The organism is Sphingobium sp. (genome assembly GCF_036170395.1).
Classification (GTDB): Bacteria; Pseudomonadota; Alphaproteobacteria; order Sphingomonadales; family Sphingomonadaceae; genus Sphingobium.
In genome coordinates this window covers 57,664-76,956 of the sequence record NZ_JAVHPD010000059.1, presented here as the reverse complement: position 1 = coordinate 76,956, position 19,293 = coordinate 57,664, and the positions used below count along the sequence as shown (strand labels likewise).

The 19,293-nt window shown below is 67.2% G+C and carries 18 protein-coding genes; 14 read left to right on the top strand and 4 right to left on the bottom strand.

What is annotated here, in order from left to right; all coding sequences use genetic code 11:
• Positions 1-93 precede the first annotated feature (93 nt).
• The 12 genes from V2B31_RS15240 to V2B31_RS15185 all read left to right on the top strand — a co-directional run bounded on the left by V2B31_RS15240 (position 94) and on the right by V2B31_RS15185 (position 14,227).
• Positions 94-1,515, top strand: a complete 1,422-nt coding sequence (locus V2B31_RS15240) for an undecaprenyl-phosphate glucose phosphotransferase (RefSeq protein ID WP_328280007.1) — start codon at positions 94-96, stop codon at positions 1,513-1,515.
• A complete protein-coding gene (locus V2B31_RS15235; RefSeq protein WP_328280005.1) occupies positions 1,515-2,597 on the top strand; it encodes a hypothetical protein in 1,083 nt (360 codons plus the stop codon). Before V2B31_RS15240 ends, V2B31_RS15235 begins: the two co-directional genes overlap by 1 nt.
• Complete coding sequence (locus tag V2B31_RS15230) at positions 2,594-3,316, top strand: nucleotidyltransferase family protein (protein ID WP_328280003.1); 723 nt, start codon at positions 2,594-2,596, stop codon at positions 3,314-3,316. Before V2B31_RS15235 ends, V2B31_RS15230 begins: the two co-directional genes overlap by 4 nt.
• Positions 3,313-4,290: an NAD-dependent epimerase/dehydratase family protein gene (locus V2B31_RS15225; RefSeq protein ID WP_328280001.1), complete on the top strand. Its 978-nt coding sequence runs from the start codon at positions 3,313-3,315 to the stop codon at positions 4,288-4,290. Before V2B31_RS15230 ends, V2B31_RS15225 begins: the two co-directional genes overlap by 4 nt.
• Positions 4,178-5,221 carry a glycosyltransferase family 2 protein gene (locus tag V2B31_RS15220; RefSeq protein ID WP_328280116.1) on the top strand — a complete coding sequence of 348 codons (1,044 nt, stop codon included), beginning with the start codon at positions 4,178-4,180 and terminating at the stop codon, positions 5,219-5,221. Before V2B31_RS15225 ends, V2B31_RS15220 begins: the two co-directional genes overlap by 113 nt.
• Positions 5,218-5,967: a polysaccharide biosynthesis/export family protein gene (locus tag V2B31_RS15215; protein ID WP_328279999.1), complete on the top strand. Its 750-nt coding sequence runs from the start codon at positions 5,218-5,220 to the stop codon at positions 5,965-5,967. The genes V2B31_RS15220 and V2B31_RS15215 overlap by 4 nt, the downstream gene beginning before the upstream one ends.
• The gene (locus tag V2B31_RS15210) at positions 5,964-7,565 is read left to right on the top strand and encodes a GumC family protein (protein ID WP_328279997.1); all 1,602 of its coding nucleotides are present in this window, start codon (positions 5,964-5,966) and stop codon (positions 7,563-7,565) included. The genes V2B31_RS15215 and V2B31_RS15210 overlap by 4 nt, the downstream gene beginning before the upstream one ends.
• Positions 7,562-8,377 carry a class I SAM-dependent methyltransferase gene (locus V2B31_RS15205; protein WP_328279996.1) on the top strand — a complete coding sequence of 272 codons (816 nt, stop codon included), beginning with the start codon at positions 7,562-7,564 and terminating at the stop codon, positions 8,375-8,377. The genes V2B31_RS15210 and V2B31_RS15205 overlap by 4 nt, the downstream gene beginning before the upstream one ends.
• Entirely contained in the window at positions 8,370-9,566 is a 1,197-nt protein-coding gene (locus V2B31_RS15200; RefSeq protein ID WP_328279995.1) for a DUF1972 domain-containing protein, read from the top strand. The genes V2B31_RS15205 and V2B31_RS15200 overlap by 8 nt, the downstream gene beginning before the upstream one ends.
• A complete protein-coding gene (locus V2B31_RS15195) occupies positions 9,563-10,720 on the top strand; it encodes a glycosyltransferase family 4 protein (protein WP_328279994.1) in 1,158 nt (385 codons plus the stop codon). Before V2B31_RS15200 ends, V2B31_RS15195 begins: the two co-directional genes overlap by 4 nt.
• Positions 10,721-10,912: 192 nt before the next feature.
• Positions 10,913-12,004: a glycosyltransferase family 4 protein gene (locus V2B31_RS15190; protein WP_328279992.1), complete on the top strand. Its 1,092-nt coding sequence runs from the start codon at positions 10,913-10,915 to the stop codon at positions 12,002-12,004.
• Between the two features lie 9 nt (positions 12,005-12,013).
• Positions 12,014-14,227: an amylo-alpha-1,6-glucosidase gene (locus V2B31_RS15185; RefSeq protein WP_328279990.1), complete on the top strand. Its 2,214-nt coding sequence runs from the start codon at positions 12,014-12,016 to the stop codon at positions 14,225-14,227.
• A 137-nt stretch (positions 14,228-14,364) separates the two neighbouring features.
• Here V2B31_RS15185 and V2B31_RS15180 read toward each other — a convergent pair whose 3' ends face one another.
• From V2B31_RS15180 to V2B31_RS15170, 3 genes are read right to left on the bottom strand one after another with little or no spacing between them, the layout of a single operon-like run.
• The gene (locus V2B31_RS15180; RefSeq protein ID WP_328279988.1) at positions 14,365-15,702 is read right to left on the bottom strand and encodes an aromatic ring-hydroxylating dioxygenase subunit alpha; all 1,338 of its coding nucleotides are present in this window, start codon (positions 15,700-15,702) and stop codon (positions 14,365-14,367) included.
• Positions 15,703-15,706: 4 nt separating this feature from the next.
• Positions 15,707-16,486 (bottom strand): SDR family NAD(P)-dependent oxidoreductase, encoded by a 780-nt coding sequence (locus tag V2B31_RS15175; protein ID WP_328279986.1) that lies wholly within the window; start codon positions 16,484-16,486, stop codon positions 15,707-15,709.
• 18 nt (positions 16,487-16,504) lie between these two features.
• Entirely contained in the window at positions 16,505-16,921 is a 417-nt protein-coding gene (locus tag V2B31_RS15170) for a nuclear transport factor 2 family protein (protein WP_328279984.1), read from the bottom strand.
• A 137-nt stretch (positions 16,922-17,058) separates the two neighbouring features.
• Here V2B31_RS15170 and V2B31_RS15165 point away from each other — a divergent pair, with 137 nt between their 5' ends.
• Together V2B31_RS15165 and V2B31_RS15160 are read left to right on the top strand one after the other, a co-directional pair.
• The gene (locus V2B31_RS15165; RefSeq protein WP_328279982.1) at positions 17,059-17,841 is read left to right on the top strand and encodes an SDR family NAD(P)-dependent oxidoreductase; all 783 of its coding nucleotides are present in this window, start codon (positions 17,059-17,061) and stop codon (positions 17,839-17,841) included.
• Positions 17,842-17,854: 13 nt separating this feature from the next.
• Positions 17,855-18,640, top strand: a complete 786-nt coding sequence (locus V2B31_RS15160; protein ID WP_328279980.1) for an SDR family NAD(P)-dependent oxidoreductase — start codon at positions 17,855-17,857, stop codon at positions 18,638-18,640.
• Positions 18,641-18,836: 196 nt separating this feature from the next.
• On the opposite strand, the gene V2B31_RS15155 is transcribed toward V2B31_RS15160, so the two are convergent.
• Positions 18,837-19,259: a nuclear transport factor 2 family protein gene (locus V2B31_RS15155; protein ID WP_328279978.1), complete on the bottom strand. Its 423-nt coding sequence runs from the start codon at positions 19,257-19,259 to the stop codon at positions 18,837-18,839.
• Positions 19,260-19,293: the final 34 nt, after the last annotated feature.

Here is a 19,293-nt window from a genome sequence, read left to right as displayed (position 1 = left end):
GCAGATATACATGAATATTTACTGTAAAACACATGATCTACTCTTATAATATTTCGCATTTTTAGTATTTCCTCCTCTTGGCGCGAGCGGAACATGCATCAACCGAGTTGGGACGCGGATTTCAGGGCGGGCGGGCCGATCGGCCAGTGGGGCAAGGCGCTGGGGCGTTTCTGCCGGCTGGTCGATAGCCTGCTGATCCTTGGCTGCCTGATGCTGGCGGCGCGGGGCGGATGGTCGCCGGGGCGGCCGGTCGCGGTCGATGCGCTGCTGTGCCTGGCGCTGCTGGAGCTGACCGCGCCGGCCTTTCACCTGAGCCGGTCGTGGCGGATGGTGCGGCTGCGGCACGAGCTGGCCGATCTCGCCGCGCACTGGACGCTGAGTTTCGCCTTGCTGATGGCGCTGACCGCGCTGATGGGCGACGCGCCGCCGGCGGGCGTGGCGATCGGATGGTATGCGAGCGCGCTCGCGGCGATCCTGGGGGCGCGCGTCGCGGTGCGGATGGCGCTGCGCTGCTGGCGCGCGCTGGGACACGACCAGCGCAACGCCGCCTTCATCGGCGCGACCGAGACGGCGGAACGGCTCTGCGCCACTTTCGCGCGGCAACGCTGGATGGGCATAAGAGCGCTCGGCATATATGACGACCGCCAGCCGGTGAGCGGGCGCACGGCGGCGCTCAAGGAAGGGCCGTTCGGCGGGCCGGTCGACCGGCTCTACGATCTCGCGCGGCGCGGCGCGGTGAGCCGCATCTATGTGACGCTGCCGATGGCGGCGGAGCAGCGGATCAAGGGGATCATCGAGCGGTTCGGCGATACCACCGCCTCGCTTTATTATTGCCCGCCCTTGTTCCGCTTCGACCTGATCGGCGCGCGTTGGGACGATGTGCAGGGGCAGCCGGTCATCAGCATCGTCGAATCGCCCTTCGCCGGCTGGTCGCGGCTGGTGAAGCGGGCCGAGGATGTGGCGGTGACATTGGTCGCGCTGCCGCTGATTCTGCCGCTGGGGCTGCTGATCGCGCTCGCCATCCGGCTCGACACGCCGGGGCCGGTCTTCTACCGGCAGCGTCGCTATGGCCTGGACGGGCGGGCCTTCACCATCTGGAAGTTCCGGTCGATGCGGGTGGAGGGCGATGCCGGCTTCGCGCAGGCGCGGCGGGGCGACGCGCGGGTGACGCGGGTCGGCGCGCTGCTGCGGCGGACGTCGCTGGACGAGCTGCCGCAGTTCATCAATGTAGCGCTGGGCAGCATGTCGGTGGTGGGGCCGCGCCCGCATCCGCTCGCGCTGGACGACGCCTTCCGCCCGATGATCCGCCGCTATGCGGTGCGGCACAAGATCAAGCCGGGGATCACGGGCCTGGCGCAGGTCAGCGGCTGGCGCGGCGAGACCGAGACGCTGGACAAGATGCAGCAGCGGGTCGCGCACGATATCGACTATCTGCGCCGCTGGTCGCTGTGGCTGGACCTGACGATCCTCGCCCGGACGCTGCTGGTGCCGTTCGTGCAGCGGAACGCCTACTGATGCGCGCGGCCCTGACCCTGGTCGCGCTGGTCGCCGGATGCGCGCAGCCCGATCCCGCGCCGGTGCTGCCGCGCGCCATGGCGGCGGCCAGCGTGAGTGCGGACGCGCCAGTGATCGCGGCGGGCGCGATGCGGCGACAGGCGCTGTGGAACGACCCGAGCGTGCTGCGCGAGAATGGCCGATACGTCCTTTATATGACGAGCAGCACCGACGCGCCGTTCGAGCCGCCGGTCCTGCCCTTTCGCGCGGTGTCGGCGGATGGGGTGCGCTGGTCGCTCTCGCCGGAGGGGCCGCTGCTGTCGCCAGCGGGCGGCCCCTATGTCAGCATCGAGACGCCGAGCGTGGTGCGCTTCGCCGGGCGACATTGGATGGCGTTTACCGGCATCTATCCCAAAGGCGGAGCGAGTCCGATGGCGATCGGGCTGGCGGTGTCGGACGATGGGGTCGCGTGGCGCGTGGCGCGCTGGACGCTGCTGACGGCGAGCGGGCGCGCGGAAGCCTGGGACGGCTATCTGGTCGGCGAGCCGGGCGCGGTGGTGCTGGGCGGGCGGATGCGCATCTATTTCTCGGCGGTCGGCGCGCGGGACGGCGGCGGGCCGCCGGTGCAGTCGATCGGCATGGTCGAATCCGGCGATGGCGTGCATTTCAGCGCGCCGCGCCAGGTGCTGGTCCAGGGGCCGCTCTATCCGGCGGCGAAGGGCTATGCCGGCTATGCGTCGCCCGCCGCGCTGGCGCGCGAAGACGGCGGCGTCGACCTCTTCTATTCGGTCGCGCATGTCCGCAGGCACGCTGACCCCGAATGGCAGCAGGTGGCGATCCACCATGCGCGGTCGGCCGACGGGATTCGCTTCATCGAGGACGCAGCGCCGCTGCTGACGCGGGACAGCACGCGCTGGACCGATGGCGAAATCCTCGCGCCCGCGCCGCTGATCGACAGCGGCGCGCTCAAGCTCTGGTTCGGCGGGCATGTCGCGCGGGACCGGCTGGCGCCGCTGATCCTGCAGGGCGTCAGCGGGCCGGAATTCGGCATCGGCCTCGCCACCTTTCCTCTCCCTCCATCACCACAAGGAGCCAAGCCATGAAGGTCGTCATCCTCTGCGGGGGCCAGGGCATTCGCGCCTTCCCCTTCACCACCTATCTGCCAAAGCCCATGCTGCCGCTGGGCGGCACGCCGGTGCTGGTCCATGTCATCAAGAATTTCATCCGCCAGGGTTTCCGCGAATTCGTGCTGGCGGCGGGATATCGGCAGGACGTGCTGCACGATTATTTCGAGGGCAAGGATATCGGCGCGCATGTCGAGATCGTCGACACGGGCGAGGATGCCGACACCGGACGGCGCATCTTCAATTGCCGCCACCTGATCGACGGGCCGTTCATCGCCACCTATGGCGATGGCTTGTCGGACGTGCCGATGCACGATGTGGTCGCGTTCCACCGCGCGCATGGCGCGCGGCTGACGATCACGTCGGTGCCGATGTATTCGCAATATGGCGTGCTGACCGTCCGGCAGGATGGCGGGATCGCGCGCTTCATGGAAAAGCCGCTGATCGCCGACTACTGGATCAACGCCGGTTTCATGGTGATGGACCCGCGCCTGTTCGAGACGTGGGACGGCGAGAATCTGGAGCGCGACATCATCCCGCCGCTGATCGCGCGGGGCGACGCCTTCACCTACCGCCACGAAGGCTTCTTCAAGTCGTTCGACTTCTACAAGGATGTGGTCGAGATGGACGAGCTGCTGGCGCTCGGTGGCTCAGCGCCGTGGATCGTCGCGCCCGAGCCCGAGGAGCGCGCGGCATGAGCGGCTTCTGGAGGGGCAAAACCTGCCTCGTCACCGGGGCGACCGGCTTTCTTGGTGGAAGCCTGGTCGCCGAACTGCTCGACCAGGGCGCGCAGGTCGTGGCGCTGGTGCGCGACATGGTGCCGCAGTCGCGCTTCGCCGCCACCGACCTCGCCAAGCGGGCCAAGATCGTGCGCGGGGCGCTGGAGGATTATGCGGTCATCGAGCGGGCGCTCAACGAATATGCGGTCGACACCGTGTTTCACCTCGGCGCGCAGGCGATCGTCGGCGTGGCGAACCGCAATCCGCTCTCCACCTTCGAGGCGAACATCAAGGGGACATGGGTGCTGCTGGAGGCATGCCGGCGGGTGGCGACGATCGAGCGGGTCGTCGTCGCCTCCTCCGACAAGGCCTATGGCGACCATGCGGCGCTGCCCTATCATGAGGATTTTCCGTTGCAGGGGCGGCACCCCTATGACGTGTCGAAAAGCTGCGCCGACCTGATCGCGCTGAGCTACGCCAAAACCTACAGCTTGCCGGTCGCGATCACGCGGTGCGGCAATCTGTTCGGGCCGGGCGACCTCAATATCAACCGCATCGTGCCGGGCACCTGCCTCGCCGCGATCGACGGGGCGCGGCCGGTGATCCGGTCGGACGGGTCGCCGGTGCGCGACTATGTCTATGTCGAGGATATCGTCGAGGGCTATCTGCGCGTCGCCGAGCATCTGGGCGACGAAGGCGTGGTGGGCCGCGCCTTCAATTTCGGAACGGGCGAGCCGGTGAGCGTGCTGGACCTCACCCGCCGGACTCTGGCGGCGGCGGGGCGCGCCGACCTGGAGCCGGAGGTGCGCAACCACGCCCATGGCGAGATTCAGGCGCAATATCTGTCCAGCGCATTGGCGGCCGAGAAGCTGGGCTGGCGGCCGGGCGCGGGGCTGGACCAGCGGCTGTCGCAAACCTTCCTCTGGTACAGGGAGCATCGCCATTTCTTCTGAGCGCGCCTTCATCGGCATCCCGACCTACAACCGCCCCGACTATGTGCGCGAGGCGGTGGCGAGCCTGCGCGCGCAGAGTTTCGCCGATTTCCGCGCGGTGGTGAGCGACAATGCCTCGCCGGGCGATGTCGGCGAGCAGGTCCGCGCCTTTGTCGAGGGGTTGGGCGATCCGCGCTTCGCCTTCGCGCAGCAGGTGGAGAATGGCGGCGAATATGGGCAGGGGCGCTATCTGCTCGGGGAGGCGGGGGAGGCGGAATTTTTCTGCATCCTGCATGACGATGATGTCGTTGCGCCCGACTGGCTTGCGCGGGGGGTGGCGGCGCTGGAGGCCGCGCCCGACGCGGCCTTGTTCGTCGCCAATCCGTGGTTGATGGATTCAGCGGGACGGCCGTCCGCGAAGGAAACCGCCGCCTATTGCCGGGCGCATAGGCGGCGACGGCGGGGCGGGCGCTTTGCGATATTGGAGACGCATATGGCGAGCGGCTTCACGCCGATTTCGGGGACATTGTTCCGCACCCGGATGCTGCATATGTCGGGCTTCGTGGATGCGGATTGCCATGGCAATTTCCCGTTCGAACTGAATATCTTCACCCGGCTGGGCGACATGGGCGCGACCGGATGGTTCGACCCCGATCCGCTGGTGGGGTTCCGCCATCATGCGGGATCGCTGCGCAACACGCTCGGGCTGATGCGCAACCCCGATGTGGTCGGCACGATGCTGCGCATATTGGAGCGGCGGCGCTATAGCGGCGCGCCCGAGCGGCGGCGGCGGAAGATCGTCGCGCGGCTGCATCGCGCGGTGGCGGAGATGCGGCTGGAGGCAGGGGACGCGATCGGGGCCAAGGTGGCGCTGCGCCAGGCACTCGCCGTCCATCCGCTGTCGCCGCGTGCCTGGGCGATGCGGCTGCGCCTCAAAGGGGCGAGGGCATGAGGGCGCGCGCGAACCTTTTGACCGCCCTGCTGCTGATCGTGCCGATGCTGCTGGGCGGATGCGCGGGCGGGCTGCGCGAGTCCGTAGCCCTGCCCGCCGCGCCGGAGGTGATCCGGTCGACCGCGCGCTACCAGCAAGCCTACCTGCTGGGGCCGGGCGACATGATCGAGATCATGGTCGATCATATGCCCGAATTGTCGCGCAGCGCGACTGTCCGGCCCGACGGGATGGTGACCTTGCCCCGGTCTGGCGATGTGGCCATCGGCGGGCTGACTCCGGCGCAGGCCAGCGCCGCGATCCGCGCGGCGCTGCTGGCGCGGGTGCGCGATCCGCAGGTGAGCGTCGGCGTCGCCAATCCGCGCGAGGCCAAGGTCTTCGTCGCGGGCGAGGTGAGCCGGCCGGGCGCGGTCGCGCTGCGCGATGCGCCGACGGCGGCGCAGGCGATCATATTGGCGGGCGATGCGGGCAAGTCGGCCGCGCTGGCGGGCGTGGCGCTGATCCGGCTGGAGCCGGACGGGCATCTCGTCGCGCATGTGCTGCGCAACGAAGCGCGCGGCCATGCCGGGCTGCTGCTGACGCTCCAGAACGTGCCGCTGCAAGCCGGCGACATATTGGTGGTGCAGGAGAGCGGCGGGGCGCGCTTCGCCCGCTTCCTCCAGACCTGGGTCAATGCGCCGCTGGGCGGGCTGACGCAGCTGATGGCGCCCTATGTCCAGCTGCGGCTGCTTCAGGAGATCGACCGATGAGCGAGGCGGATAGCTTCGATTTTCGCCGGGCGGGACGGATCGTCGCCTATGCGGCGCGGGTGCATCGGCGGCTGGTTATAGCGGTCGCGCTGCTGACGGTGGCGCTGGTGGGGCTCTACATCCTCGTCTGGCCGCCGGTCTATTCGGCGAGCGTCACTCTCTCCGCCGTGGCCGACGACGATCGCGAGCGCGAGGCTTTCTATGGCGACTGGGCGGTATTCCGGCGCGACGCGCTGAAGGATGAGATGGTGCTGGCGACGGCCGGCCCGGTGCTTAAACAGGTGATCGCCGACGAGCGGCTGGGTTATGGCGACGTCTATCATCCGCCGCTGCGCTACGCGACCTGGCTGTGGACGCAGAGCTGGCCGGGGCAGGCGTGGCGCGCGACCAAGGCGGCGCTGTTCGGGCGCGCGAGGTCTCCTTATGCGGCGAGCGCGCAGGAGATCGAGCGGGCGCTCACGCTCGACGATTTCCGGGCGGGCGTGTTCGTGACGCAGGTGCCCGACAGCCATGTCGCGCTGCTGACGGTGCGCGGTCCTTCGCCGCGCGTTGCGCACATCGCTGACAAGGTGGCGGCGACCTATATCGCGCAGCGGCGCGAGCGCTTCGCCGCGGAAGCGCGCGAGGCGGAAGCGGCGCTGGCGGCGGAGGCGGATCGGGCGCGGCAGGGGCTGCGCGCGATCGAGGCGCGGATGGCGCGCTATTATACGCAGAATGACATGCTGCTGATGTTCGAGAAGGACAAGGTCGAGATCGGGCAGTTTCTCGGGCGGCAGGGCGAGCTGGACGCCAGGCGCATCGCCATCGCCGAGACGCAGAAATCGCTCGGCGCGGTCGCCGCGCAGCTGGGGCGCGAGGGGCAGACTTTGGTCGCGTCGCGGCTGGTGCAGGATAATCCAGTGGCGGCCGCGCTGCGGCAGGAGCGGGCGAAGCTGGTGAGCGCGCGCGACGCGATGCTGATCCGCTATCGCGCCGATTCGCCCGATGTGGCCGATATGAACGAGCGGATCGCGGCGCTGGACGGGCAGTTGGCTGCGCTGCCGGCGACGGGGGTGGCGCAGACCAGTATCGCGCGCAACGCCGGCTATGACGCGCTGCGCGCGCGCAAGGGCGAGCTGGAGGCGAAACTGGCAGGCGACCGGGCGGCGCTGGCGGCGCTGTCCGCCGAGGTGGCGGCCAAGCGCGCGGTGATCGACCGCATCCCGCAGAAGATGAAGGACAGCCATGACCTTGGCCGGGCCCACGACCTGCTGGAGAAGACCTATCTGGCGTTGCAGGACAAGCTGACGACCGCGGCAGTGACGGCGGCCACGGCGCAGGCGGTGCCGTCCGCCATCCGCATCGTCGAGGGGGCGGCGCTGCCCGAAAAGCCCGATGCGCCGCAGGTGAAGCTGCTGCTGGTCGCCGCCGTGCTGATGGGGCTGGCGACCGGAGTGGGCTGCGCGCTGCTGGTCGAGCTGGTGGGCGACCGCGCCAACCGCTTTCGCCTTGCCGAGCCCGACGCGCCCTTCCCGCTGCTCGCCGTGGTGCGCGGCGATACCGATTATGTGCGGCGGCTCTACGCGCCGCGACCCACCGCCAAGAGGAGCGAGCCATGAAATATCATATATTGAACGCGACCCGGTCGCTCGGCCTGCTGCCGGTGCTCGACCGTGTGGCGTTCGTTCGCAAGCAGGCGGGGGCGGCGGCGCGCAACCGGGCGTTCGTAGCGGCCTATCCCGATTTTGCGGTGCCGCCGGCCGATCTGGCCTTCGACGCCTATAACAAGGTCGACTGGGCCGATTATCATGACAGCGGACGCGCTCAGGCCGGGGTGTTCGCCGGGCTGATCCGCGACCATATGGCGGGCGACGCGCCGTTGCATGTGCTGGAATGGGGATGCGGGCCGGGGCGGCTGATCCGGCATATGCCCGAGCTGCTGGGCGCGCGGGCGGGGAGGATCAGCGGCACCGACTATAATGCGGCGACGATCGACTGGTGTCGGGCGAAGCTGCCGGAGATCGGTTTTGCGCTCAACGGGCTCGCGCCGCCGCTGCCGATTGCGGATGCGAGCGTGGATGTGGTCTATAATTTCTCGGTCTTCACCCATTTGTCGGAAGCGATGCACCATGCGTGGACCGCCGAATTGCGGCGGGTGCTGCGGCCGGGCGGGATGCTGATCGCAACGACGCATGGCGACCATTATCGCTATCTTCTGACCCGGCAAGCGGAGGCGGACGCCTATGCCCGAGGGGAGATCGTAACGCAGAAGCGGTTCGCGGAGGGCAAGAAATGGTATTTCGCGCTGCATCCGCCGGAATGGGTGCGGCGCATTTTGCTCGCCGGGTTCGAGCGGGTGGCGATGATGCGGCCCGATCCAGCCGCCGGCATGGCGCAGGATGTGTGGATCGGGTTCAAGCCCCATGGCTGAGGCCCCCTTGCGCATCGCGATCATCGGCGATCGGGGCATTCCGGCACGCTATAGCGGCTTTTCGACTTTGGTTGAGGAGCTGGCGACGGGGCTGGTGCGGGATCATGGCATGGACGTTACTGTCTATTGCCGCAGCCGCTATTATGAGGCGCATCCCGCGACGTGGAACGGGGTGCGCTGCCGCTATCTGCCGGCGCCGGGCGGCAAGAGTTTCGAGAGCATCGTCCACAGCAACCTTGCCATAGTGGATGCGAGCCTGCGCGGCTTCGATCTCGTCTTCGTGGTCGATCCGGGGAACGGGCCGTTCGTACTGCCGCTGCGCGCGCGGGGCGTGCCGGTGGTGATCCATACCGATGGGCTGGGCTGGCAGCGGCGCAAATGGAGCCGGTTGCAGCAGCGTTATTATAAATGGGCTGAGAAGGTAAGCGCTTGGGCGGCGGACTGGCTGGTCACGGATTCGCGGGCGATGCAGGATTATTATGCGGCCGAATATGGCGCGGCGTCGACCTATATCCCCTATTCGGGCGCGGTGGGCGATGCGCCCGACGAGGCGGCGCTGACCCGTTATGGCGTGACGCCGGGCGATTATTATCTGGTGGTCGCGCGGATGGAGCCGGAGAATAATGTCGCCCTCATCATCCGCGAATATCGCGCGTCGGGGGTCGACCGGCCGCTGATCGTGGTGGGATCGGTGCCCTATGAGAGCGATTATGCGCGCGCGGTCGCGGCCGAGCATGACGGGCAGGTGCGCTGCGTCGGCGGCGTGTTCGAATCCGGGGCGCTCAATGCGCTCTATCGCCATTGCGCCGCCTATCTGCACGGGCATGAGGTGGGCGGGACCAACCCCAGCCTGCTGCGCGCGATGCACTGGGGCGCGGCCTGCGTGCCGATCGACGTGGTGTTTCATCGCGAGAATGTGGGGCCGGACAACCCCTATTTCGGTAAGGGCGCGGGTGACCTGGCCGCGATCCTGCGGACGTTGGACGAAGACCCGGCACGGCGGGCGGCGATCGGGCGGGCGGCGAAGGCGCGGGCGGACGCCGACTTCCGCTGGGACGCGGTGGTCGATGGCTATGCCGCGCTGTTCCGGCGGATCGTGGCGCTGAAGGCGGCGGGGCAGAAGCCGAGCGCGGCGCTGATCGGGGAAACCTATCGGCCCGCATTGTTCGCGCGGCGGGCGGTCGCGTGAAGATATTGCACGTCTTCAACCGCCATCGCGGCGGCGGCGGGGCGGACAATGCCTGGGACGCGACGATCGCCTTGTCGCGGCGGCGGGGATTGCAGGTCTCTACCTTCGAGCGGGACAGTCGCGACCTGCCGCCGGGGCTTGCGGGAAAGCTGAGCGCCTTTGCCAATGGCCTTTACGCGCCCGGCGCGATGCGGGATTTTGCGGCGCGGATCGCGGCCGACCGGCCCGATATCGTTCATACGCACGAACTTTATCCGCTGCTGACGCCCTGGCTGTTCGAGCTGTGCGCGGAAGCGGGGATCGCGCTGGTCCACAGCGCCTATGATTTCCGCATCACCTGCCCGATCGCGACCCATCATGACGGGCGGGGCGTGTGCACCCGCTGCCTCGACAAGGGCGCGCATCAGGTGGTGCTGCGCAATTGTCGCGGCAACCGCTTCGAGAGCGTGGCCTTCGCGGCGCGGCACGGCATCGCGCGGTGGCGGGATTTCTACCGCCATGTCGACCAGTTCATCGTGCTGACCGAGTTCAGCCGGGGCTGGCTATCGACCCACGCGGACATTCCGGCCGAGCGGATCAGCGTCAACGAATGCGCGATCCCCGCCGACCCCGATCCAGTCGATCCGGCGCAGGGGCGCTATATCGGTTTTGCCGGGCGGTTCGTGCCGGAAAAGGGCGTGAGCCTGCTGCTGGCGGCGGCACGGATGACCGGCATCCCGATCCGCATGGCCGGGCCGGCGGGGTGCGACCCCGCGCCGTTCGAGGCGCAGGGCGTGTCGGTGACGATCGGCGGCGATCCCGCGACGTTGCGCGATTTCTATCGCGGCGCGCGGGCGCTGGTGGTGCCGAGCCGCTGGTTCGAGACTTTCGCCATCGTGGCGGGCGAGGCGATGGCGCAGGGCGTGCCGGTGATTGCCGCGCGGATCGGCGCGCTGCGCGACACGGTGCGCGAGGATGCGACCGGGCTGCACTTCGCGCCCGACGATGCGGGCGACCTGGCGCGGCAGATGCGGCGGCTGTGGGAAGACGACGCGCTATGCCGGGCGCTGGGCGCGGCGGCGCATTGCGACGTTACGGCGCGCTTCAGCGAGGAGGCGCATTTCCGCCGGCTGATCGCCGCCTGTGACCGAGCGCTGGCGTCGGCCAAACGATAGTGATCCGACCCGTGCCTCCCTTAAAAATGTCATTAACAAGGATCAGGATTGGGTGCTCGATATGCCTCTTAATCAGCTAGTTAGCTGAAATGGCGGCGCTTAGCGCGGCAAATCACTGCGCAACCTGCGTGCGTTTCGCGGATTGGAGGCGCAGCGCCGATGCCGTTGGCGTCCAGGACAAAGGACCGCTGCATGAAGATCGCCCAGGTTGCACCGCTTGCCGAAAGTGTTCCGCCCAAACTCTATGGCGGCACCGAGAGGATCGTCTCCTATCTGACGGAAGAACTTGTGCGGCAGGGGCATGAGGTCACGCTGTTCGCGAGCGGCGATTCTGTCACCGCCGCCGAACTGGTGCCGGTCATTGAAACGGCGGTGCGGCTCAACCCGGCGATCAAAGACCCCATCCCGCATCATATGATCCTGCTGGAGCAGGTGCGCCAGCGCGCCGACGAGTTCGACGCCATCCATTTCCACATCGACCTGCTGCATCATCCGATGGTGCAGGGTTTCGCCGGGCGGACGATCACGACGCTGCACGGGCGGCTCGACCTGCCCGACCTCGCACCCTTCTACCGGGCCTTTCCCGATCATAGCCTGGTGTCGATTTCGGACCATCAGCGGCTGCCGATGCCGCCGGTCAACTGGGCCGGCACGGTCTATCACGGGTTGCCGAGTGACCTTCTGCCGCCGCGCTACGACAAGGACGGCTATCTGGCGTTCCTGGGTCGCATATCGCCGGAGAAGCGGCCCGACCGGGCGATCCGCATTGCTGCCCGCGCCGGCCTGCCGCTCAAGATCGCGGCGAAGATCGACAATGTCGATCGCGCCTATTGGGAGAGCGAGATCAAGCCGCTCGTCGATCTCTACCCCAATGTGGAATTTATCGGCGAGATCAACGAGCATCAGAAGGCCGATTTCCTGGGCCGGGCAAGCGCCCTGCTCTTCCCGATCGACTGGCCTGAGCCGTTCGGGCTGGTGATGATCGAGGCGATGGCCTGCGCCACGCCGGTTATTGCATTCCGTTGCGGATCGGTGCCCGAGGTGATCGACCATGGCCGGTCGGGCGTTATCGTGCACAGCGAGGACGAGGCGGTGGCGGCGCTCGCCCGCCTGTCCGACCTTGATCCGCGCGGCGTGCGCGCCGCATTTGACGCACGCTTCACGGCGGAGCGGATGGCGATCGACTATGTCTCGCTCTACCATGCGCTGCCCGGCGCCCGCACCGAAGCGGCGCGGCTGCGCCGGGAGCGGGGGGAGGAAGCCGAATTGCAGATCGTAGCCTAAGGAGCCGCCATGTCGTCCATGCCGCAGGTCGAACCCGGCCTTGAGCCGGGCCAAAATCTCTCGCAGGCGCAGACGCAATTCTTCATCCCCGCGACCGCCTCTCTGCACGAGCGGCGGCCGCGGACGCTCAAGCATGGTGACAGCTTCGCAGTATTCGACCATAGCGGCGATGCGATCGCGGGGATCGGCAGCCCGGAGGGGCTCTATTATCGCGACACGCGGCACCTCTCCCATCTCTTCCTGACCATCAACGGCATGCGGCCGATGCTGCTGAGTTCGGCGCTGCGCGATGACAATACGCTGCTGACCTGCGACCTCACCAACCCGGACTTCTATGGCGAGGACGGGCGGGTCGCGATCGAGCATGACCTGCTGCACATGCGGCGGACGCGCTTCCTGCACGAGGCGGCGATCTACGAGCGGATCACGCTGCGCAATTTCGACAGCGTGGCGCGGCGGGCGACGATCAGCCTCGCCTTCGCGGCGGACTTTGCCGACCTGTTCGAAATCCGGGGGATGACCCGGCTGCGCAAGGGCGAGATGCTTCCCGCCGAGGTCGGCGCGGATGCGGTAAGGCTGGGCTATAGGGGCCGGGACGAACTGCTGCGGCAGACGCACCTGCGGTTCGACCCGAAGCCCGATCATCTGACCGAGAGCGAAGCGCGGTTCGAGATCGACCTGCGGCCGGGCGAGCGCTGCACGCTGTTCCTGCGCGCGACATGCGACGACGCGGAAGCGGCGGACGCGCCCCTGCCCAAGGAATTTCTGCGGGCATTGCGCGGCAAGATGCAGGATGCGCGCGCGGCGCGGTCGCGGGGCGGCACGCTGCGATCGTCCAACAGCCTGTTCAACGAGGTGACGCAGCGTTCGGTCGCGGACATCGACATGCTCTCGACCCAGACCGAATATGGCCCCTACCCCTATGCGGGCATCCCCTGGTTCAGCACCATCTTCGGCCGCGACGCCATCATCACCGCGCTGGAGACGCTGTGGCTCGACCCGGCGATCGGGCGCGGGGTGCTGGGCTATCTGGCGGCGCATCAGGCGACCGCGTTCGACGCGGCGTCCGATGCCGAGCCGGGCAAGATATTGCACGAGGTGCGCCATGGCGAAATGGCGGAACTGGGTGAGGTTCCGTTCCGCCATTATTATGGCAGCATCGATTCGACGCCTTTGTTCCTGATGCTGGCAGGAGCCTATCTGGAGCGGACGGGGGACAAGGATTTTCTGGCGTCGCTGCGGCCGAACATCCAGGCGGCGCTCGACTGGATCGATCAGCATGGCGACCGGGACGGCGACGGCTTCGTGGAATATGGGCGCTTTACCGACCAGGGCCTCGTCAATCAGGGCTGGAAGGATAGCCATGATTCGGTGTTCCATGCCGACGGCAGCATCGCCAAGGGGCCGATCGCGCTCGCCGAGGTGCAGGCCTATGTCTACGGCGCGTGGACGAGCGCGGCGGCCTTGTTCGCGGCGTGGGGAGATGGCACGCGGGCGGCGGACTATGCGGCGCGCGCGGAGCAGTTGCGCGAGCGGTTCGACGCCGCTTTCTTCGATACGCAGATCGGCACCTATGTGCTGGCGCTCGACGGCGAGAAGAAGCCGTGCCGGGTGCGGTCGTCCAACGCAGGGCATGTGCTGTTCACCGGCCTGGCGCTGGAGGCGCGGGCGGAGAGCGTGGTGCGCACATTGATGGCGCCGGCGTCCTTTTCGGGCTGGGGCATCCGCACGATCGCGTCGACCGAGGCGCGCTATAATCCGATGAGCTATCATAATGGCTCGATCTGGCCGCACGACAATGCACTGATTGCGGCAGGCTTTTCGCGCTATGGCTACCGGCGGGAAGCGAAGCAGGTGTTCGAGGGGCTGGTGAGCGCGGCGACCTATGTCGATCTGCTGCGCTTGCCCGAGCTGTTCTGCGGCTTTCCGAGGCGGCGGGCGCAGGGGCCGACCTTCTATCCGGTGGCGTGCAGCCCGCAGGCCTGGTCGGCGGGCGCGCCGCTGATGCTGATCCAGTCTTTCCTCGGGCTCAGGCTCGATGCGGCCGAAGGGGTGGCGCGGCTCGACAATCCTACCCTCCCCGACCTGATCGACGACCTGATGCTGGACAATATCCCAGTGGGCGACGGACGGGTCAGCATCGCGCTGGAGCGGATGGCGGAGAAGGTGGTCGCCCGGCGGATCGGCGAGCAGCGCAAGGTCGGAATTTCGGTGACCTACTGATGCTCGACCTGTTGTAGGATGGGCAGAATAAATGTGATCCCCGGCGCAGGCCGGGGTCCAGTCCCGCGCTCTGAACTGGACCCCGGCCTGCGCCGGGGAACAAGGGTTTCTTGGCGAATGCGCGTTAATGTGAGACGTCAGCGACGTCCTTCGAGATAGTCGTTCAGGACTTCGTGGAAGTAGCGGACGCGGGTTTCCTGCGCGGCGAGATAGGCGTCGCTGTAGCCGCGCGAGTGCATCCCGCGCTGCATCCCTTCGGCGAGCATCATGTCCTGATAGACGATCTGTCCGGCAAGTTCGGGCACGCCCCGGCCATTGTCGAAATCGCGGACTTCAAGCTCCGCCTCTCGCAATGGCCGAGGCCCGGCCATGATCGATTCGACCACGTCCTGCCCCGCGACCGGGAAGGCCATGCACCAGAGGTCGAAATGGCATTTGCCCGGATCGTCCGGGTGCGGTTCGGTGCGGAAGAAGATGAGATTGTCGGGCAGGAAGCTGATCGTCACATTGGGGAAGATCACCGTGTGCGGGCTGTCGGTGATCTGCTCATCGTCCATATGTTCGTAATGGACGTAGCCGCATTCGCGCCAGAGCCGGCGCTTGGCGGCCTTTAGGTCGCGCCAGCCCTGCATCGCCTTCGTTTCATAATCGGGATAGGCGTCGGGATCGATGCCCGATTGGCGCAGGATGTGATCGAAGGGGTGCGGCACGCCGTCGGGCAGGCGGTCGCTAAGCGATGGGCGCATCGGCTGGACGGTGCGGCCATGGCCGCCCGGATACATTTCATGCCGGGCGGTATCGACATCCTGGTCGATCCATGGCGGCACCTGCGGATGGGCGGTGCGGGTATGGTAGCTTTCCGAGAAATTGTCGGTCGCGAACTTCCAGTTGGTATCAAGGTTGATCCGCATCCAGAAGACGCGGACGGCGCTGTCCATTGGATAGGCACGGTAGAGATCGGGCAGCGGCGCGAGATAGTCGAGCAGGTCGGGTGCCTGATCGTCCATCGTGTACCATATGAAGCCGCCCCAGGTCGCGCAGCGCAATTCGCGCAGCGTGCGCTTGCCGCAGGGATTGCCCTGCGGGAAGTCGTGCGCGTCCTGCGCGTGGGCGAGAACGCCGTCGCGGCCCCAGGTCCAGCCATGATAGGGGCAGGTGAAGGCGCGGACGCTCGACGCGCCATCGGCGAGGCGCATCCCCCGGTGGCCGCAGCTATTGTAGAAGGCGCGGACCGATCCGTCGTCCTGCCGCACGCAGATCACGCTCTCGTGGCGGAAATCATGGACGACATAGTCGCCCGGCTCGGCAAGCTCGGCGGTGCGGCCGGCGACATGCCAGATGCGGGTCCACATATGGTCCCATTCGCGCTGCATGAAATCGCGCGACGTGTAGCGATCGCCGGTGATCGGGTCGCCGCGCAGATTGGCGGGATCGCGGCCGTCCAGCGTCAGCGGGTGGCGGGGCGGCTGCGTCATCAGGTCAGACCCCGGTCATGCCGGCCGTGGTCGCGCCGTCGATCGCATAGTCCGCGCCGTTGATGAAGGCGGCCTCGTCCGAGGCGAGATAGGCGACAAGACCGGCGACTTCCTCCAGCCTTGCCATGCGGCCCATGGGCGACATGCCGTTATAAGCGGCGCGGGCGGCGTCCGGGTCGGGGCATTTAGCGATGATGTTGGAGATGAGATCAGTCTCCACCACGCCGGGGAGGATCGCGTTGCAGCGGATATTGAGCCGTTCGAGGCCGCAATGGATCGCGACCGACTTGACCATCGCGACCACCGCCGCCTTCGTCACCGAATAGCTCAGATAGTTGCTGAGCGCGCGGTTGGCGTTCATCGAGCTGTTGACGACGATCGAGCCGCCGGAGCCGCCGGGATTGCCCTTCATCAGGCGGATGGCGGACTGGATTGTGAGGAGAACGCCGGTCTGGTTGATCGCGACGATCTCGTTCCAGGCGTCGAGCGACAGCGCTTCGACATTGGCGTCGCCGCGTTCGGTGCCGGCATTGGCGAAGGCGATGTCGAGCCGGCCGAAGTCGCGGGCGACCTGTTGCTCGACGGCGGCCCAGTCCTCCGGGCTTTGCACCGCCGCGCGGATGAAGGTCGCGCCGGTCGCGTCGCACAGGCTCTGCGCCTTTTCCGCATTCGATCCGGTGAAGACCACGCGCGCGCCGTCGGCGACCAGCCGCTCGACGCAGGCGCGGCCGATGCCCGATGTGCCGCCGGTGATGAGCGCGACCTTGCCGGTGAGATTTGCCATATCGTCCTGTCCTTGACTTCAGGCCGGGATCAGGCCGGTAGCGCGCGCGATGGCGGCGGTGTCGAAATAATAAGGCGTGATGCCGCTGAACTTGTCGCCGCGCAGGTGGAAGACTTCGGTGAGCGGCATCCGCAGCCGCTCGCCGCTATGCTTGGCCGTGGCGGTGACGACGACCATGACGACAGCATGATCTTCGCCGACGCAGATGTCGCCGGTTTCGAGCGCGGGATCGTCCCAATAGCCGAACACCTTGCCGTATAGTTCCTGGAGCGCGCGCTTGCCGTGGTAGAAGCCGGCGAAGGGCAGGCTTTCCGCCTCATGGATGACGAAATCGTCGGTCAGCATGGCGTCGACCGCGTCCCACTGGCCGGTGGCGCTGAGCTGATAGATGCGCTCGACCATGGCCTTGACCTGCGCGTAGCGTTCCATGTCCATGGGGCGTCCTCTTCCTGTGGCTTTGACCGACCATGCCGGCTGGCGCGGGGCGCGTCACCCTGCAAAAAGAAGCAGGTGCCTCTGTGCGCCCATGCGAGGACAAGGCGGGACGCTGGATAAAGATATGGGAGAGCGGCATGGCGGGCAGGCTGGAGGGCAGGATCGCGCTGGTGAGCGGCGGGCTGCGCGGCATCGGGAAGGCGATCTGCGATTGCCTGGAGGCGGACGGAGCGGTCGTCTATGCGACCGATCTCGACGCGCCGGACAGCGAGGCGGCGCGGGCGGCGGCGCACTATATCCAGCTCGACGCCACCAGCGAGGACGCCTGGATCGCGGCGCGAGCGCGGGTGGAGCAGGATTTCGGGCGGCTCGATATATTGGTGAACAATGTCGGCGCGGACCTGACCGGCAAGGTGCAGGATCTGGCGCTGGCCGACTGGCGGCGGCTCATCACGCTCAATCTCGATACGGTGTTTCTGGGCACCAAAACGTTCCAGCCGCTGCTGGCGAAGGCGGGGGCGTCCACCCCCTATGGCTCCAGCATCGTCAACATCAGCTCGATCATGGGGCTGGTCGGGATGGGCGAGGTGAGCGCTTACAATGCGTCCAAGGGCGGGGTGCGGCTGTTTACCAAATCCAACGCGCTGGAATTTGCCGATGCGGGCGTGCCGATCCGCGTCAATTCGGTGCATCCCGGCTTTGTCGAGACGCCCTTGCTGCGCAAGGGGTTCGAGAATTGGGCCGCGCGCGAGGGGACAACGGCGGACGCAATGATCGAGGCGATGGCGCAGACCACGCCGTTCAAGCGGCTGGCGCAGCCGGTCGAGATCGGCAAGGTGGTCGCCTTCCTGGCGAGCGACGACGCCAGCTACATGACGGGCAGCGAGGTTGTGGTCGATGGCGGCTGGACCGCGCGCTGAAGGAGGAGAGGATATGACGGCGAAGACGGACCTGACCGGCACGGTAGCATTGGTGACAGGCGCGACCGGCGGGATCGGGCGGGCGACGGTAGGCGCGCTGACGGAGGCGGGGGCGCAGGTGATCGCCAGCGATATCGGGGTGAATGCGCAGGTCGATGGGGCGGCGATGTATGCGCCGCTGGACGTGACGAGCGAAGCGGCGTGGGCGGATGTGATCGGCCGGATCGAGCGGGAGTTCGGCCGACTGGATAGATTGGTGAACAACGCCGGGATCAGCGTGACCAACAGCGTCGCGGCGACGAGCCTCTCCGAATTTCGCAAATGCTTCGCGATCAATGTCGAGGGCGTGTTTCTGGGCACCCGCGCGGCGCAGCCGTTGCTGGCGCGAGGCGGTGAGGGACGCGAGGGCGGTTCGTCCATCATCAATCTGTCGTCCGTGGGCGGGCTGCGCGGCGCGGCGATGATGTCCACCTATTGCGCGAGCAAGGGGGCGGTGAAGCTGTTCAGCAAGTCGGCGGCGCTGGAGTTCGCGGCGCTCAAGCTGCCGATCCGGGTCAATTCGGTGCACCCCGGCGGGATCGAAACCGACATGATGGACACGATCTTCGCCCGCTATGTCGATGAAGGTCTGTTCCCCGACATGGATGCGGCGCGCGCGGCGGTGTCGGCGGGCCATGCGGTGGGGCGGATGGGACGGCCGGCGGAGATTGCCGAGGGGATCGCTTTCCTCGCCAGCCCGGCGGCGAGCTTCATGACCGGGTCGGAACTGGTGATCGACGGGGGGATGACGGCGCGCTGAGCCGTCTGATCCTCACAAACTGCAAGAAGGGCTGGATCGTCCGGACGATCCAGCCCTTCCGCTTGTCGGCATCCGATATGGAGAGAGGATGCCGGCAAATTCCGGCCTTGCGGGAACAATTATCGGCGTTCCCCGGCCTTCGCCGGGGAACAACATATTATCGGCTATAATCAATGCACATTGCTGTTAGTCCGACTCAGGTCTGGTGGAGGATGGTGAAGACGCGCTCGGCGAAGAGCCATTCGCCGTTCTGCTTGACGAGCTTGTCGTTGTAGCAGGCGCGGGCGCGCTTATCCTTGCCGGTTTCGGGGTCGGTATAGACTTCGGAGAAATAGGTGCGGGCGACGGCGGTGTCGCCATCGACGCGGATCATGCCGGGCATGGCGATGAAGGAGAGTTCGGGATAGCCGGGCATGGCGCTGGCCCAGAGGTCCATGATCGCATCGCGACCGGAGACGACGCCGAGCTGCGGATAATGGGAGAGATCCCAATGGCTCTCCTCCGCCCAGAGGCTGGTCATGAGATCGCGATCGACCCGGTTCACCGCGTCGGCATAGCTTTCCATAAGCTCGCGGATGGCGATGCGGTCCTCCAGCGGTCCGCTATGGTTGCGGCTCATGCGTCTCTCCTGATCTGCTGTCTTGGGCGAGAGG

What these genes read in the sequence shown, in the direction of transcription:
- V2B31_RS15155 (WP_328279978.1), bottom strand. Translation starts at nt 19,259, where the DNA reads ATGAGCCGCAACCATAGCGGACCGCTGGAGGACCGCATCGCCATCCGC.
- V2B31_RS15215 (WP_328279999.1), top strand. Translation starts at nt 5,218, where the DNA reads ATGAGGGCGCGCGCGAACCTTTTGACCGCCCTGCTGCTGATCGTGCCG.
- V2B31_RS15190 (WP_328279992.1), top strand. Translation starts at nt 10,913, where the DNA reads ATGAAGATCGCCCAGGTTGCACCGCTTGCCGAAAGTGTTCCGCCCAAA.
- V2B31_RS15230 (WP_328280003.1), top strand. Translation starts at nt 2,594, where the DNA reads ATGAAGGTCGTCATCCTCTGCGGGGGCCAGGGCATTCGCGCCTTCCCC.
- V2B31_RS15225 (WP_328280001.1), top strand. Translation starts at nt 3,313, where the DNA reads ATGAGCGGCTTCTGGAGGGGCAAAACCTGCCTCGTCACCGGGGCGACC.
- V2B31_RS15200 (WP_328279995.1), top strand. Translation starts at nt 8,370, where the DNA reads ATGGCTGAGGCCCCCTTGCGCATCGCGATCATCGGCGATCGGGGCATT.
- V2B31_RS15180 (WP_328279988.1), bottom strand. Translation starts at nt 15,702, where the DNA reads ATGACGCAGCCGCCCCGCCACCCGCTGACGCTGGACGGCCGCGATCCC.
- V2B31_RS15170 (WP_328279984.1), bottom strand. Translation starts at nt 16,921, where the DNA reads ATGGACATGGAACGCTACGCGCAGGTCAAGGCCATGGTCGAGCGCATC.
- V2B31_RS15235 (WP_328280005.1), top strand. Translation starts at nt 1,515, where the DNA reads ATGCGCGCGGCCCTGACCCTGGTCGCGCTGGTCGCCGGATGCGCGCAG.
- V2B31_RS15175 (WP_328279986.1), bottom strand. Translation starts at nt 16,486, where the DNA reads ATGGCAAATCTCACCGGCAAGGTCGCGCTCATCACCGGCGGCACATCG.
- V2B31_RS15165 (WP_328279982.1), top strand. Translation starts at nt 17,059, where the DNA reads ATGGCGGGCAGGCTGGAGGGCAGGATCGCGCTGGTGAGCGGCGGGCTG.
- V2B31_RS15205 (WP_328279996.1), top strand. Translation starts at nt 7,562, where the DNA reads ATGAAATATCATATATTGAACGCGACCCGGTCGCTCGGCCTGCTGCCG.
- V2B31_RS15210 (WP_328279997.1), top strand. Translation starts at nt 5,964, where the DNA reads ATGAGCGAGGCGGATAGCTTCGATTTTCGCCGGGCGGGACGGATCGTC.
- V2B31_RS15185 (WP_328279990.1), top strand. Translation starts at nt 12,014, where the DNA reads ATGTCGTCCATGCCGCAGGTCGAACCCGGCCTTGAGCCGGGCCAAAAT.
- V2B31_RS15160 (WP_328279980.1), top strand. Translation starts at nt 17,855, where the DNA reads ATGACGGCGAAGACGGACCTGACCGGCACGGTAGCATTGGTGACAGGC.
- V2B31_RS15240 (WP_328280007.1), top strand. Translation starts at nt 94, where the DNA reads ATGCATCAACCGAGTTGGGACGCGGATTTCAGGGCGGGCGGGCCGATC.